A 14,963-nucleotide genomic window follows, 5' to 3' on the forward strand; every position below is an offset into this window, starting at 1 on the left:
GCGCGCTCACGGCTCCGCGGGCGCCCCGTCCCGTATCCCGAGCGTCTCCTCGCGCGCCGACAGGCACGCCTCGCTCCCCACGACGAACGCGCGGCAGTTGTCCGGCCTGATCTCGTAGATGGCGCAGCGCCGGTCCTCGCAGAGGTGCTGGCACCGCCCGCTCGCCGCGAAGCGCAGCGTGATCTTCCCGTCCCGCGCCCGCCGCACGTAGGCGCGCCCCGTGAGGTCGCCGCGCCCGGCGCCCCGGAAGCGCGCGAGGTCCACCTCGTCGAGCAGCACGTTGGCGTCGTGGCAGCAGGCGCCGCAGGCCAGGCAGTCGAGCGCCACCTCGCGGATCGCCCCCGGGTGCGTGCTGTCGCGCTCGCACCAGTCGAGGACCGAGCCCTCGTACTGCCGCTTCACCCGCGCCGTCGCGAGCCCCTTGGCCGGCCCCTCGCCCACGCGGCGGAAGCGCTGCTGCTCGATCGACAGGAGCGACCACAGCCCGAGCTCCGTGAGCTTCCCGTCCTCGCCGATGGAGAGCAGGAGGTCGACCCGCTCGTCCGGCAACACGATGGCCGCGTGCCCGCCGGCCCTCACGTGCGCCGCCGCGCGGCTCAGGAAACGCGGGCGAAACCGACGCCAGATGGGGCGAGACACGACGTATGCGGACATCGGGGCGCATCTTCGCGCCCCGGCCCCGCGCTGCCAAGCCCCGCCCTCGCCCGGCGGCGGCGCTGCGCTATGGTGGAAGGGTGCGACATCGCAAGAAGATCGTCATCGTGAAGACCGGTGAGCCCGTCCCCCCGGTCCTCGAGCGACGCGGCCAGTTCGCGGACCTGATCGAGCAGACGATCGGCGCCAGCTGGAGCGGCGGATACGCCACCGTCGACGCCCGCACGGACGAGCTCCCCGCGCCCGGCGCCCCCGAGACCGCCGCCTTCGTCGTCACCGGCTCGTCGGCCAACGTCCCCCACCGCGAGCCCTGGATGCTCCGCTGCGAGGCGTGGCTGCGCGGCGTCGTGCACGCCGGCACCCCCACGTTCGGCATCTGCTTCGGCCACCAGATCCTCGCCCAGGCCCTCGGCGGCGAGGTCGTCCGCAACCCGCGCGGCCGCGAGATCGGCAGGATCCGCGTCCAGCGCCGCGCCGACGACCCGCTCTTCGACGGCCTGCCGTCGAGCTTCGAGACGCACGCGACCCACGTCGACACGGTCGGCACGCTGCCCAAGGGCGCCACGAGCCTCGCGTTCACCGAGCTCGACGACCACCAGGTCATCCGCTTCACGAGCGCGTGCTACGGCGTGCAGTTCCACCCCGAGATGGACCACGACGTCATCGCCGGCTACATCGCGTGGCGGAGCGAGATCCTGCAGGCCGAGGGCCGCGACGTCCCCGCGCTCCTCGCCCCCATCGCGCCGGATCAGCTCGGCACACGGACGCTGCACAATTTCATCCGGCACGTTGTCGTGCGCGGCGCCTGATCCCTACGCCGCCGACCTGACCTGGGTAGTCCCCGCCCTGACTGACGCGCCGGTCAGTTGCCCCTCGACCTGGCCCGCCGGCCGCGCGACGGGCTCACCCGCTCCGGCGCCTCGCCGGAGGCGTCCCCCGTCGCGGGCGCGGCGCGCTCGCCCTCCGGGCCCCGCGCCGCGAGCCCGGCCGCGGGGTCCATCCGGAGGTAGCCGCGCCGCAGGAAATCGTGGAGCGCCGTCACGATCCGCTCGCGCGGGCGGGCCTGCTCCTCGAGGGCGTTCTCGAACAGCACCTCCTTCAGCGCGCCGATCGTGAACGTCGCGTAGAGCTCGGTGTCCCCCGGCTCGATGACGCCGAGCCGCTGCCCCTCGGCGAGGCTCTGCTGCAGCAGGAGCTTCACCTCCTGGCGGAACGCCCGCAGCTCCTTGACGAACGCCGGGTCGAGCCCGGCCGCGTGCGACAGCAGGATGCTCGTCAGCGCCGGATCGTCGAGCAGGACGGCCACGATCGCGCGGATGTTGTGCTTGACCTGCGCCTCGACGTCCGCCGACGGGTCCACGCGCAGGATGGCGCCGCCGAGCCGCGAGAAGAGGCCGCGCACGAGCTCGCCGAACACCGAGCGCTTGTCGGGGAAGTAGAGGTAGAACGTCCCCTTCGCGACCTTCGCGAGCGCGACGATGTCGTCGACCTTCGCCTCGTGATAGCCCTTCTCGGAAAACACGGTACGCGCGGCGCGGAGGAGCGCCTGGCGGCGCTCGGCCTTGTCCATGGGCCGGTCGCTTTACCATCACCGGCCCGCCACCTGGGGACCGATGTCTCCCCTCCGGCGCCGTGCGGGCGACGCAACCCGCCGCAACCGAGCGCGGCGTCGGAACCTTGCACCCTGGACGCAGCGACGGCCCGAGATGCCCGGAAAACGGCGTCGCGCGGCGACCAAGACGCACCGGATTGCTTGATTTCCCGGGCATCCCGTTGTAGCCATCACGACTGACCAGCCAGTCAGTCGGACGCTGGGGACCGGCGACGGCGGTGGGAGGAGCCCCGATGGGAAGGCAGATCCAGGATCCGGTCGTGGTCGGCATCGACGTCGGCTCGACGACGGTGAAGGCCGTCGTGCTCGATCCGCAGACGCTCGAGATTCTCTGGAGCGACTACCAGCGGCATCAGACGAAGCAGCCGGAGAAGGTGCTCGAGCTCCTCGAGACCATCGAGGCGTCGTTCCCCGCGTCGCCGAGGGACAGCTGGCGGGTGTTCATGACGGGCTCCGGGGCCGCGCCCCTCTGCCCCGGCCTCGGCGCCAAGTTCGTGCAGGAGGTCAACGCGGTCACGCTCGCGGTCGAAAGCCTGCACCCGGACGTGGGCAGCGTCATCGAGCTCGGCGGGCAGGACGCGAAGATCATCATCTTCCAGCGGGACGAGAAGACGGGCGACAAGACCGCCGCGCCGTCGATGAACGACAAGTGCGCCTCCGGCACGGGCGCCACCATCGACAAGTGCATGATCAAGGTGGGCCTCCCCTCGACGGAGGTGGTGAAGATCCACTTCGACGACTCGAAGCTCCACCACGTCGCCGCGAAGTGCGGCGTCTTCGCCGAGACGGACATCGTGAACCTCGTGAAGAGCGGCATCCCCTCGACGGAGATCCTCTGCTCGCTCGCCGACGCGATCGTCCTCCAGAACCTGTCGGTGCTGACGCGCGGCTCGACGCTGAAGCACAAGGTGATCCTGCTCGGCGGCCCCAACACCTACCTCCCCTTCCTCCAGGAGTGCTGGCGCAAGCGGATCCCCGAGACCTGGGACGAGCGCGGCTACGACTGGCCGAAGGACCAGCCGGTCGAGGAGACGATCTTCGTCCCGGACAACGCGCAGTACTACGCGGCGTTCGGCGCGTGCGTCTACGGGCTCAAGGAGGCGCCGGAGGTCGGCCGCTACGGCGGCAAGGCGGGGCTCGTCGAGTACATGACGAACGGCAGGAAGGCCCGGCTCGGCGAGAGCGCGGGCCCGCCGCTCGTGAAGACCCGGGACGAGGTCGACGAGTTCCGGAAGCTCTACAGCATCCCGCGGTTTTCGCCGATGAAGCTCGAGCCCGGCCAGGTGGTGCGCGGGGTCATCGGCCTCGACGGCGGCTCCACCTCGTCGAAGGCGGTGCTCATCGACGAGGACGGGAACATCGTCTGCAAGGCCTACCAGCTCTCCAAGGGCAACCCGATCCAGGACGCGAAGGAGCTGCTCTCCCAGCTCCGGCAGTACGTGCTCGATCAGGGCGCGACGCTCGAGGTGCTCGGCTTCGGCGGCACCGGGTACGCGGCCGACGTGCTCCAGGAGTGCATGCGCGCCGACGTCAACATCGTCGAGACCGTCGCCCACATGATGAGCGCGGTGAAGTTCTTCGGCGACGTCGACGTCATCTGCGACATCGGCGGACAGGACATCAAGGTCCTGTTCATGAAGAACGGCGATATCGCGAACTTCCGCCTCTCCAACTCGTGCTCTGCGGGCAACGGCATGTTGCTCCAGGCGATGGCCGACCAGTTCGGCCTGAAGGTGACCGAGTACGCCGACACGGCGTTCGGCGCCGAGCTCGCGCCGAAGTTCAGCTACGGCTGCGCCGTCTTCCTCGACACCGACCGCGTGAACTTCCAGAAGGAGGGCTTCTCGAAGGAGGAGCTGCTCGCCGGGCTCGCCCAGGTGCTGCCGAAGAACGTGTGGCAGTACGTCGTGCAGATCCCGCGGCTCGCGGCGCTCGGCACGCGCTACGTGCTGCAGGGCGGCACGCAGTACAACCTCGCGGCGGTCAAGGCGCAGGTCGATTACATCAAGGAGCGCGTCCCCGGCGCCGAGGTGTTCGTCCACCCGCACACGGGCGAGGCCGGCGCGCTCGGCGCCGCGTTCGAGACGCTCCGCGTCGTGAAGCGCAAGGGCCGGTCGACGTTCATCGGGATCGACGCGGCGATCGCCCTCGAATACACGACGAAGAACGACGAGGAGACGGTCTGCCACTTCTGCCCGAACGAGTGCAAGCGGACCTTCATCGACACGAAGCGGCCTGACGGGACGACGAGCCGCTACATCTCGGGCTTCTCGTGCGAGAAGGGCACGGTCGAGAGCGAGCAGGCGATGCTCGCGCTCGTCGCCGAGCGGAAGAAGATCGCGAAGCAGTTCCCGAACCTCGTCGACTACGAGTCGAAGCTCGCCTTCCGGCACTTCTACGACACGGCCCCGCTCCCGGAGGACGGCGCGCCGGTGAAGGACACGGTCGTCAAGAAGGGCTTCCTCGGCATCCGCCGGGTGGAGACGACGCGCCCGTTCCGGCGGAGCGGCATCGAGGTGCGGGAGCGCCTCCGCCGCGTCCGCATCGGCATCCCGCGCGTGCTCAACATCTACTCGACAGGCCCGTATTACCGCGCCTACTTCGAGGCGCTCGGCGTCCCCAAGCAGAACGTCGTCTTCAGCGACGCGACGAGCGAGGAGATGTGGGTCGAGGGCGGCAAGTACGGCTCCATCGATCCGTGCTTCCCGTCCAAGGTGGCGCAGGCCCATGTCCACAACCTGCTCTTCCACCACCACAGCGACGAGAAGAAGCTCCATTACATCTTCTTCCCCATCCTCACCCATGTGCCGAGCTTCGGCGAAGGGGTGATGGACAAGACGAGCTGCCCGATCGTCGCGGGCGTGCCGGACGTCATGAAGGCGGCGTTCACGAAGGAGGTCGACTTCTTCAAGACGCGCGGCATCGAGTACCTCGACCCCGCGCTCACGTTCTCCGAGATGACGCTGACGGCGCGCCGGATGTTCGAGACCTGGGGCCCGCGGCTCGGCATCACCGAGGACGAGAGCGATCACGCGCACCGCGAGGGGATGCGGGCGCTCTCGCAGTTCGAGCGCGACCTCCAGGACAAGGGGCGGGCGATCCTCGAGACGGTCGAGTCCGAGAACCGGGTGGCCATCCTGATGATCGGCCGGCCGTACCACTCCGACCCGGGCCTGAACCACGGCATCCCGGAGGAGTTCCAGGTGCTCGGTTATCCGATCCTCTCGGTGCGGTCCATCCCGCGCGACATGGAGTACCTCGCGCGGTACTTCAAGGACGAGATCGCGACGGGCCAGCACCCGCTCGACATCAACGACGTCTGGCCGGAGAACTACTCGGCGAACAGCGCGCAGAAGGTCTGGGCGGCCAAGTTCGCCGCCCGCCACCCGAACGTCGTCCTGCTCGATCTCTCGAGCTTCAAGTGCGGCCACGACGCGCCGACGTACGGGATCATCGACAGCATCGTGAGCTCGAGCGCCACGCCGTACGCGGCGCTGCACGACATCGACGCCAACAAGCCGGGCGGGTCGATCAAGATCCGCGTGAAGACGTACGCGCACAGCCTCAAGCTGCACGAGGAGGCGCTCGAGGACGCGGCGAAGAAGAAGGCGCAGCTGGTCCAGCGCATCGAGGAGAAGCGGCTCGAGCTGCTCCAGCTGAAGCGCGACCAGCAGGCGGCGCGCAAGATCACGGATCCCGCGCTCGAGCGGGAGATCGCCGCGCTCGCCGAGAAGGTCCGGAGCTACGTCGCGCCGGTCTCGCCGCCCGAGGCCCAGAAGACGGGCCTCGTGCAGCTCAAGAAGAAGCAGTCCGACGGGACCGTCGTCCCCCTGGAAGCCTGAACCACGTCGAAGGTCGAGGGGGGGACGGCGGGGCCGCCCCTTCCAGCATCCAAGCGAAGGGAAGCCACGCCATGCAACACACGAGCACGACGAGCACGACCACCACGCAGAAGACGCGCCTTCCTCTGGCGGGCGAGACGCGATCCATCAAGACCGACGTCGACATCGAGGCGGAGCTCAGGGCGTTCGAGGAGGCCGAGCGGGAGCGGCTCGGGCTCAAGGCCGAGCGGCGCCAGTGGGTCGACAACATGCTCAAGCCGAAGATGACGAAGAAGGAGCGCGAGAGCGTGACGCTCCTCATCAGCGGCCTCACCGCCGCGCAGGACTTCCTGTGCGAGGGCGCGCTGAAGGGCCTCGGCTACAACGTCCACTACTTCGGGATGAGCGACAACGCGGGGCTGCAGACAGGCAAGGAGTTCGGCAACCGCGGCCAGTGCAACCCGACGTACTTCACGGTCGGCGGCCTCGTGAAGTACCTCATCGACCTGCGCGACAAGCAGGGGATGTCCACCGAGGACATCATCAAGAACTACGTGTTCCTGACGGCGGGCGCGTGCGGGCCCTGTCGGTTCGGCATGTACGTGACCGAGTACAGGAAGGCGCTCCGCGACGCCGGCTTCGACGGCTTCCGGGTCATGCTCTTCCAGCAGACCGGCGGGCTCTCGCAGGCGACGGGCGACGACGTCGGGCTCGAGATGAACCCTGCGTTCTTCATCGCGATCATCAAGGCCATCGTCTGCGGCGACACGCTGAACGCGCTCGGCTACCGGATCCGGCCTTACGAGGTCGAGCCGGGCGCGACGAACCGCGCGATGGAGAGCGCGAAGCGCATCCTCTACAAGGCGCTTTACGAGCAGACGAACGTGTTCAAGGCGCTCTACGAGGCGCGCAAGGAGTTCGAGGGCGTCCGGGTGGACAAGCTCCGGCCCAAGGCGAAGACGTCGATCATCGGCGAGTTCTGGGCGATGACGACCGAGGGCGACGGCAACTACGCCCTGCAGAAGTTCCTCGAGAGCGAGGGCGGCGAGAACGACATCCAGCTCACGACGGCGTGGCTGCTCTACAACATCTGGGAGTGCGCCCGAGACACCCGCGAGCGGCGTGACCTGCGCGGCGCCGACGAGGGCAATTACGGCCTCGCCAGCCTGGACGAGTTCGGCGTGGCGAAGCGCCTCGCGACGATGCGCCTCGCCGAGGGCGCGCTGCGCGTCGGCTTCCAGGCGTTCGCGCTGCCGCTCGGCCTGCTCGACTACCACCTTCCGGACATGGAGCTCGTGGCGGAGGTGGCGAAGGACTACTACTCGAACGACCTCCGCGGCGGCGAGGGGCACATGGAGGTCGGCAAGCTCATCGTGAACGCCGTGAAGTCGAAGGCGCACGTGACGGTGAGCGTGAAGCCGTTCGGCTGCATGCCCTCGTCGGGCGTCTCCGACGGCGTCCAGTCGCTGATCACGTCGCGCTACCCCGGGACGATCTTCTGCGCGGTGGAGACGAGCGGCGACGGCGCGACGAACTTCTACTCGCGCATCCAGATGTACATGTTCAAGGCGCGCATCCTGGCCGAGCAGGAGCTCACCCGCGCCTACGAGGAGGCGGGCGTCACGGAGGCCGAGGTGCGCGCGTTCCTCGCGAGGAACCCGAAGTACGCGAGCCCGCTCCACCACGCGCCGCACCGCGTCGCCGGCTCGGCCGCCAACCTCGTCTACGAGGTGGCGCCGCTCATCAAGCAGACGGCCGCCGAGCGCGCCGTGGGCAAGGCCAGGGCGGCGGCGGGCGCGCTCCGCGACGCCGTGATGGCGGCCCCGGCCAAGGCGAAGGCGGCGAAGGATTTCCTCACGGACCCGGAGACGCTCGCCCGGGCGCGCGAGGACGTCGCGCTGCTCCGCGACATCGTCGGCGGCAAGGCCGCGGAGCGGTTCAGCCCGCTGGTCAAGCGCCTGGCCGGCAAGGCGTACTTCGAGAACAACCCCGAGGTTCGCCACGTGAGCCACGGGGCGAACAGCGTGGAGCCCATCGCCGCGGAGTGAGGCGGACGAGGCGGACGCCGCCGGGCGAGCTGCGCCCGGCGGCCCCCTCGGCCCTCTCGGCCTCGCCGCGCCTCTCCACGCTCGGCGCGCCGCGCCGCCCCGCCCGCCGCGCCGTCCGGCCGCGACGCACGCGCGAAATTCTGCTAGATATCGCGCGCCATGACCGAACTGCGCTCGTTGTCTCCCGATGCTCTTGCCTCGCTCACCCGTGAGCTCGAGGCGCGTTTTGCTGCCTTTGAAGCCCGCGGCCTCAAGCTCGACATGACGCGCGGCAAGCCGTCGTCCGAGCAGCTCGATCTCGCGAACGGCATGCTCGCGCTGCCCGGCGCGGGCGACCTCATCGCCTCGGACGGCTCGGATACACGCAACTACGGCGGCCTCGACGGCCTGCCCGAGATGAAGGCCATCTTCGCCGAGATGCTCGAGGTCCCCTCGGAGCAGGTCATCGTCGGCGGGAACAGCAGCCTGACGATGATGCACGACGCGGTGGTCCGCGCGCTCATCCACGGCGTGCCCGACGGCAGCGGCCCCTGGGTGAAGCAGCCCAAGGTGAAGTTCCTGTGCCCGAGCCCCGGCTACGATCGCCACTTCGCGATCTGCGAGCACCACGGCATCGAGATGATCACGGTCGACCTGCGCGACGACGGCCCGGACATGGACCAGGTCGAGAAGCTCGTCGCCGAGGACGCGGCCATCAAGGGCATGTGGAGCGTGCCGAAGTACTCCAACCCCACGGGCACCACGTACGGCGCCGAGGTCGTGCGCCGGCTCGCGGCCATGAAGACGGCGGCCCCGGACTTCCGCCTCTTCTGGGACAACGCCTACGCGGTCCACGACCTCTACGCCGAGGGAGACAAGCTCGCGAACATCGTGCCGGCGTGCCAGTCCGCGGGCCACCCCAACCGGCCGATCGTCTTCGCCTCCACGTCGAAGATCTCGTTCGCCGGCAGCGGCGTCGCCGCCATGGCGTCGAGCCCCGCGAACGTGGCGGACGCGAAGAAGCACCTCGGCATCCAGACCATCGGTCCGGACAAGGTGAACCAGCTGCGGCACGTGCGCTTCTACAAGGATTACAAGGGCCTGCTGGGCCACATGCAGCGGCACGCCGAGCTCATGCGGCCCAAGTTCGAGGCGGTGACGACCACGTTCGAGCGCGAGCTCGGCGGCAAGGGCATCGCCACCTGGACCTCGCCGCGCGGCGGCTACTTCGTCAGCCTCGACACCCTCGACGGCTGTGCGAAGGAGGTGGTGCGCCTGGCCAACAAGGCGGGCGTGAAGCTGACCGGCGCCGGCGCGACGTACCCGTACGGCCGCGATCCTCGCGACCGCAACATCCGCGTCGCGCCCTCGATGCCGCCGCTGGAGCAGATCCGCGTCGCCATGGACGTCGTCGCGGTCTGTGTCCAGCTCGCGAGCGTCCGCAAGCTCGCTGGCTGATCGCCGTATCGCCGTCATCGTCGCTCGCTCGCATTGCGATCAACGCACCGCAGTGCAAGGGTGGGCGCTTCCTCCCGGAGCGCCTCACCATGCAGCAACTCACCCTCGAAGGTCAGCAGAGAGTTTCCGACCTGTCACAGCGCTATTTCGTCAGCACCGACGCGGTGATGACGCTGTTGCAGGCGCTCGTGAACGGCCATGGAACGATGGCGCAGTTCTACCACCCCGAGCTGGGCGGCGGCGGGCAGTGGATGCAGGGCGGCATGACCATGGTCGGGGACATGTTCAACAACGGTCTCAAGGCCAAGGTGGACGGCCTGTGCTCCGAGCTGTCCAGCCTGCTGGCCAGCCAGCCCTTCGTTCCAGCGCCCCCGAGCTATCCATCGCAGGGCGGTCAGCAGCAGCAGCAAGGTGGCAGTGGAGGTCTTGGGGGATCGCCGGTCAGCCTGTTCGTCCCGGGCTCGGGAGGGGGCTCGGGCAGCTGGTGGCCCGGGGAGCTCGGCGTGCCGAGCTCCAGCGGATCGCAGAACAACGTCCGATATGCCTACTTCCCCGGCGCGCGGCGCCTGGCCGTCGAGGTCAACGGGCGCGTCAGCGTCTATGACACGCTCGATCACCAGATCGGCGGCGTGTCGCAGCAGCAAGGGTCGGGGGCGTCCGTGACGTTCACCAGCCAGTACGGCGTGGTGAGCGTGCTGAGCTTGCCAATCATCTCCGGCGACCTCGCCGTGAAGCAGGCGCCGATCGCCCCGCCCGCTCCGGCGCAAGCGGCCGCTCCGGTGCAGGCGGACGCCCCCCGCCCTGCTCCGGCGCAGGAAGGGGATATCTTCGCCGCCATCGAGCGGCTCGCCGATCTCCGGCAAAAGGGGTTCATCACCGAGCAGGAGTTCGCTGCGAAGAAGACAGAGCTCCTCGGCAGGCTCTGAGCACGAGCAAAGGACGGTCGCCGAGGGCGAGGAGGGGCGGGCGGCGAGCGCCGGAGAGGAGCGCTCGCCATGCTCCGTCGACCGTCACCCGCCGTGACAGACCGCTTCGATGTTGTGCCCATCAGGATCACGCACGAACGCGCCGTAGTAGCCCGGGTGGTACTGCGGCCGTAGCCCCGGCGGACCGTTGTCGACGCCTCCAGCAGCGAGCGCGGCGCGGTAAAACGCGTCGACGTCGGCCCGCGTCTTCGCGACGAAGGCGACATGCAAGCCGCCCTGCAGCGGTGTTCCCGTGCCGATCCAGAAGTCGGGCTTCCCCTCAGGCCCGAGGCCGGCGTGGGTGCCCGCCTCTCCGGTCATCTCGGGCGTTATCTCCATCACGAGCCCGTAGCCAAGGGGGGCCAGGGCCGCCAGATAGAAGGCCTTGCTCCGCTCATAATCCGAGACTGGAAAACCGATGTGGTCGATCATCATGCGCGCCATCATCGCCCAGGCAGACCGCCCCAGCTGAAGAAAAGGGACTGCATCTCTCCTCCCGGCAAAGCGCACCACGCAACGCCGTGAACAGCATTCCAATAGGCCACACGGAATTGCCATCCTCAGCAGGAAGTCGGCAGCGCGCGCCACGGCCGCTCGGACGCCGCCCCCATGGTTCGTCCACACGCGATTTTCCGCCCGGCGCCGCGATCTCGACGGGCAGCGCTGCCTTGCCTACCGCGCGGGCCGCGCGCTCGCGCGCTCGAGGCCGCGGAGGACTTCCTCGAGCGCTTCCTGGGTGATGAGACCCACGTGCCGGAAGACCTCCCGGCCCCCTGCGTCGAGGACGACGACGCTCGGCACGTGGTGCAGCCCGGCGAAGGGCCCCTCTCCGGCGATCGTCGGGGCGTCCGCGAGCGCCACCGGGTACGGGAGCTTGAGCGCCGCGACGAAGGCCTCGACGAGCGGCCGGTTCTCGCTCGCCTCGAGGACGAGGAGCGCCGCGTTGACGCGCGGCGTGTGATCGCGGAACAGCCCCGCGAGGAACCGCGCCTCCGCCTGGGACGCCACATCGTAGGTCGCGACGAAGCCGATCACGCTGAACCTGCCCGAGAGCGACCCGGTCGAGAGCTCGCGGCCGTCGAGGGTCTCGTACGAGAAGCTCCGCACCGGGCCGGGCACCGGCGCCGCCGCGGCGAGCGGCGGCCCCGCCGCCGGCTCCCGGACGGCGTCGCCGCCCCCGCCGCAGCCGATCGCGAGCAGCAGGAGCGGCGTGCACACCGGCGCGAGCGGCCTCATGGAAGCGGATCACCCTCCAGGTGGGCGTCGAAGAGATCGGCGCAGAGCTGCAGCGAGGGTGGGAGCTCGGCGCCCTTGCGCCGCTGCGCCAGGACGGCATGGCACAGCTCCTCGATGACCAGCTTGATCGGCGTGGCCTCGAGCTGCGCGCCGTCGAGCAGGATCCCCGGACCCGGGGCGTCCTCCGCGCGGACGATGGGATCGTGCCGCGCCCAGGCGATGCCATCCTCGGGGAGATAGCGACACCAGAGCACCCGCACGAAGCGCAGGTAGAGCGGCGTCACCAGCGCCACCACGCGATCGCCCCCCGCGGCGACGCCGCGCAGCGCGAAGCCGCCCGCCGGGCGCGGCGCATGCTCCCCCCCCTCGATCGCGACCTCGATCCGCTCGCGGCGCCCGGCGTCGCTCTCGACCGACAGGAGCGGCGCATAGATCGCCACCGCGGGCACCTGCAGCTTGGGCGCGTCTTCCGCGAGGACGTCGAGCCACGCCTCGCGCGCCTCGGGGCCGAGCTCCCCGTACACGTGCGCTGCGGCGATGGCCGCCTCGGCGTCGGTCGCGAGCGCGGCGAGCCACTCCCGCCAGGCGGCGAGGATGCGCGGATCGAGCAGCGCGCCCGACGACGCGGGCAGGCCCTGCGCCGCGCCGTCGGGCGCGGCGGCGTCCAGCGAGGGCTCCTGGACGAGATCGACCGAGCTCGGGTCGCGGCGCTCCGTCATGCCACCCTCAGCGCAGCGCGTCGCGGCGACGCGCCCCGACGTCGCGCTCCAGATCGCGCACGAGCTCGGCGAACTCGTCGCCCCGTCCGAGCGGCGCCACGAGCGTCAGCTCTCCGCCGCGATCCGCGAACAGGAGCGCGACGCCGTCGCTCGCCTCGACGATGCTCTTCACGAACACGACGTCCGCTGGGTGGACCAGGACGTGCTGCACCAGCATCCCGGCGCTCGCATCCGCGATCGAGAGGGGGCCGCGCGCGGGCCCGAGCTGCTCCGCGGCGCCCGATGGCTGCCCGCCGGCCGGAGACGCGGACGCGACTCGCCTGGAATTGCTGTCGTTCCGGCCCATGGACGGCGGAGCTAAGCACCGCTCGCCGGAGGGATCCAGCGGGCACACCCGGCGGGGATGGCCAGCCCCCTCGCCGCGTCAAGAGGCCGCGTTCCTCCCTCGATCCGCGGGCCCCGCGGCGTTCTCTAGCCCGCCAAAGCGGCGCGAGATCGTCGGGCCGCTCACCTTCACCCTTCCTCCTTCGCACGGGCGGCTCGCCGGCGGCGTCGTCGGGAGGCGACGGGCCGCGGGCCCGAGCCAGACGAGAGCCGACGGGAGCCGACGAGAGCCACCGCCGCGAGCCGGGGCAGGCGGGCTCTGGGGCCCACGGAGCGCTCGGGGATCGCCGCGCGGGGCGAAAGCGCCGCGAGGGGCGCTACACTCCCGCCGATGTCAGCCTCACGAGCCTGCAGCGAGCGAATGGAGGAGCGCCGCGAGACGTGCCCGGCGCCGCAGCCGAAGACCGCCGTCGATGACGACGAGCGCGAGCACGACGAGAACGACGAGAACGACGGCAAGCTGACCGACCTGCCGCCGCTCGGGCACGACGAGGAAGAAGGGGGCGACGAGGGCTTCGACGATCTCCTGCAGACGCTCGACGACGCGGAGCAGGGGCTCGACGACGCGAACGCGAGCGACCTCGAGATCGGCGTCGAGCTCGCCGTGGACGACGGCGGGACCGGAGAGGACGAGCCCGCGGAAGAAGGCGTCGACGTCGGGGCGCTCCACGAGGGGATCGCGGAGGCCGACGCGAGCACGTGGCTGTCCGATGAGGCCGTCGAGCAGAGCGACGCCGAGCAGGACGATCTCGACGATCACGGCGGGCCGCACGGCGACGACGGCGGCGCGGAAGGGACGGGAGAGGACCCGGCGGACGACGTGGACGAGGGGGAGCTGCCGGCGCTCGACGCGGACCAGGACGGCGCGTACGAGGGCGAAGATCTGCTCGCAGAGCTGCCCGATCTGCCCGACGACCAGGCCCCCGTCTGGGACGCGCTGCCCTGGGTCGTCGTCGAGGACGCGGGCGCCGCCGTCCCGTGCAGCACGCTCGCGGTGGCCGGCGGCTACGTCGTCGCGGGCAGCGCCGGCGCAGAGCCCGGGCTGACGAGCGAGCCCGCCGCGCGATCGGGAGGCCGCCCGCGCCGCGCGGAGCGTGCGGGCGGCGAGCGCGGGGCCGTGCTCGTCGTCGACGCGGGGGCGCTCTCCGCGCGCCGCGCCGGCATCGACACGTCGGCTTCCTCGATCGCGCTGTCGGACAGCGCGATCCTCATCGCCACGCGCCGCGGCAACCTGCTGCTGAGCGACGACCGGGGGAAGAGCGCGAGCCCGCTCGGCGCGTGGGGCTCGGGCGGCGCGCCGGTGACGCTCGCGACGACGCCGGGGCGCCTGTGGGTGCTGGCCGGCAAGACGCTGTGGTCGCCCGCGGCCGGCGCGGTCGTCTCGCCGCCGGAGACCGCCTCCGCCGTGGCCGCGGGCTCGCCCCGCCGCGACGGCGCGCCGACGTCGTCGAAGGGCGCGCTCTCCCTGTCGCCCGGGCCCGCGCTGCGGGACGGCGTGCTCCGGATGAGCGCGAGCGAGGGGGTGATCGTCGCGCTCACGAGCGCGGCCGAAGGACCGCAGCTCGAGCGGCTCCGCGGCGACGACGAAGGCTCGCCGGTCGTGCCGCTGTCGGGGGCGGCGCGGCGCGCGGCCGAGGCCGACGACTGCAGGCTCGCAGCGGCGGCCGGCGGGCGCTCGATCGCGATCTCCGGCGCCGGGCTCCTCTGCGTGTCGCGCAACGGCGGCGAGACCTTCCGCGTGCTGGAGGGGCTCGCGGTGGTCGCCGCCCTCGCCTTCGCGGGCGACCACAAGGCGTCGCCGCTGCTCGCGCTCGTCGCGCGCGAGGGTGAGCGCCGGGCGCAGCTGGTCCACGTGCCGTCGAACGCCGCCCCGACGCTCGTCGCCGAGCTCGGCGCGACGCCCCCGGGCGCCCCCGACGAGGAGGCCGCGTCGATCGGACCGGCGGCGATCGCCTGGGACGCGTCGCGCGAGGTCGTGTGGGTCGCGTGCTGGGCGGGGCTCGTCGCGCTCACGCGACAGAGAAAGCACTGACGGTCGTCCTCCGCCGCGCGGGCGGCGCGCGAGCGCCGGCTCGCCGCGCTCGCAC

At 70.9% G+C, this 14,963-nt stretch carries 12 protein-coding genes; 6 read left to right on the forward strand and 6 right to left on the reverse strand.

Annotated features, from left to right (window positions below):
• Positions 1–6: 6 nt before the first annotated feature.
• On the reverse strand, positions 7–654 hold the full coding sequence (locus WMF44_RS33460; protein ID WP_437294107.1) for a YkgJ family cysteine cluster protein: 648 nt from the start codon (positions 652–654) through the stop codon (positions 7–9).
• 80 nt (positions 655–734) lie between these two features.
• Here WMF44_RS33460 and WMF44_RS33465 point away from each other — a divergent pair, with 80 nt between their 5' ends.
• Entirely contained in the window at positions 735–1,463 is a 729-nt protein-coding gene (locus WMF44_RS33465) for a glutamine amidotransferase (RefSeq protein ID WP_437294108.1), read from the forward strand.
• Positions 1,464–1,516: 53 nt separating this feature from the next.
• Here the strand turns inward: WMF44_RS33465 and WMF44_RS33470 are convergent, their stop codons facing one another.
• A complete protein-coding gene (locus WMF44_RS33470) occupies positions 1,517–2,224 on the reverse strand; it encodes a TetR/AcrR family transcriptional regulator (protein ID WP_437294109.1) in 708 nt (235 codons plus the stop codon).
• 275 nt (positions 2,225–2,499) lie between these two features.
• Between WMF44_RS33470 and WMF44_RS33475 the strand changes: the two genes are divergently transcribed.
• The 4 genes from WMF44_RS33475 to WMF44_RS33490 all read left to right on the forward strand — a co-directional run bounded on the left by WMF44_RS33475 (position 2,500) and on the right by WMF44_RS33490 (position 10,498).
• Positions 2,500–6,108 carry a BadF/BadG/BcrA/BcrD ATPase family protein gene (locus WMF44_RS33475; protein WP_437294110.1) on the forward strand — a complete coding sequence of 1,203 codons (3,609 nt, stop codon included), beginning with the start codon at positions 2,500–2,502 and terminating at the stop codon, positions 6,106–6,108.
• Between the two features lie 71 nt (positions 6,109–6,179).
• Entirely contained in the window at positions 6,180–8,135 is a 1,956-nt protein-coding gene (locus tag WMF44_RS33480) for a 2-hydroxyglutaryl-CoA dehydratase (RefSeq protein WP_437294111.1), read from the forward strand.
• 159 nt (positions 8,136–8,294) lie between these two features.
• Positions 8,295–9,572, forward strand: coding sequence for an aminotransferase class I/II-fold pyridoxal phosphate-dependent enzyme (locus tag WMF44_RS33485; protein ID WP_437294112.1), 1,278 nt, complete (start codon positions 8,295–8,297; stop codon positions 9,570–9,572).
• An 89-nt stretch (positions 9,573–9,661) separates the two neighbouring features.
• On the forward strand, positions 9,662–10,498 hold the full coding sequence (locus WMF44_RS33490) for an SHOCT domain-containing protein (RefSeq protein WP_437294113.1): 837 nt from the start codon (positions 9,662–9,664) through the stop codon (positions 10,496–10,498).
• Between the two features lie 84 nt (positions 10,499–10,582).
• Here WMF44_RS33490 and WMF44_RS33495 read toward each other — a convergent pair whose 3' ends face one another.
• From WMF44_RS33495 to WMF44_RS33510, 4 genes are all read right to left on the reverse strand, one after another.
• Positions 10,583–10,969, reverse strand: coding sequence for a VOC family protein (locus tag WMF44_RS33495; protein WP_437301647.1), 387 nt, complete (start codon positions 10,967–10,969; stop codon positions 10,583–10,585).
• Positions 10,970–11,209: 240 nt separating this feature from the next.
• Complete coding sequence (locus WMF44_RS33500; protein WP_437294114.1) at positions 11,210–11,773, reverse strand: TlpA family protein disulfide reductase; 564 nt, start codon at positions 11,771–11,773, stop codon at positions 11,210–11,212.
• Positions 11,770–12,492, reverse strand: a complete 723-nt coding sequence (locus tag WMF44_RS33505; protein ID WP_437294115.1) for a hypothetical protein — start codon at positions 12,490–12,492, stop codon at positions 11,770–11,772. Before WMF44_RS33505 ends, WMF44_RS33500 begins: the two co-directional genes overlap by 4 nt.
• Positions 12,493–12,499: 7 nt before the next feature.
• A complete protein-coding gene (locus tag WMF44_RS33510; protein WP_437294116.1) occupies positions 12,500–12,838 on the reverse strand; it encodes a hypothetical protein in 339 nt (112 codons plus the stop codon).
• A 369-nt stretch (positions 12,839–13,207) separates the two neighbouring features.
• Between WMF44_RS33510 and WMF44_RS33515 the strand changes: the two genes are divergently transcribed.
• The gene (locus WMF44_RS33515) at positions 13,208–14,908 is read left to right on the forward strand and encodes a hypothetical protein (RefSeq protein WP_437294117.1); all 1,701 of its coding nucleotides are present in this window, start codon (positions 13,208–13,210) and stop codon (positions 14,906–14,908) included.
• The last annotated feature ends 55 nt before the right edge of the window (positions 14,909–14,963 follow it).

It is taken from the genome of Sorangium sp. So ce426, assembly GCF_051475585.1.
GTDB lineage: Bacteria > Myxococcota_A > Polyangia > Polyangiales > Polyangiaceae > Sorangium > Sorangium cellulosum_B.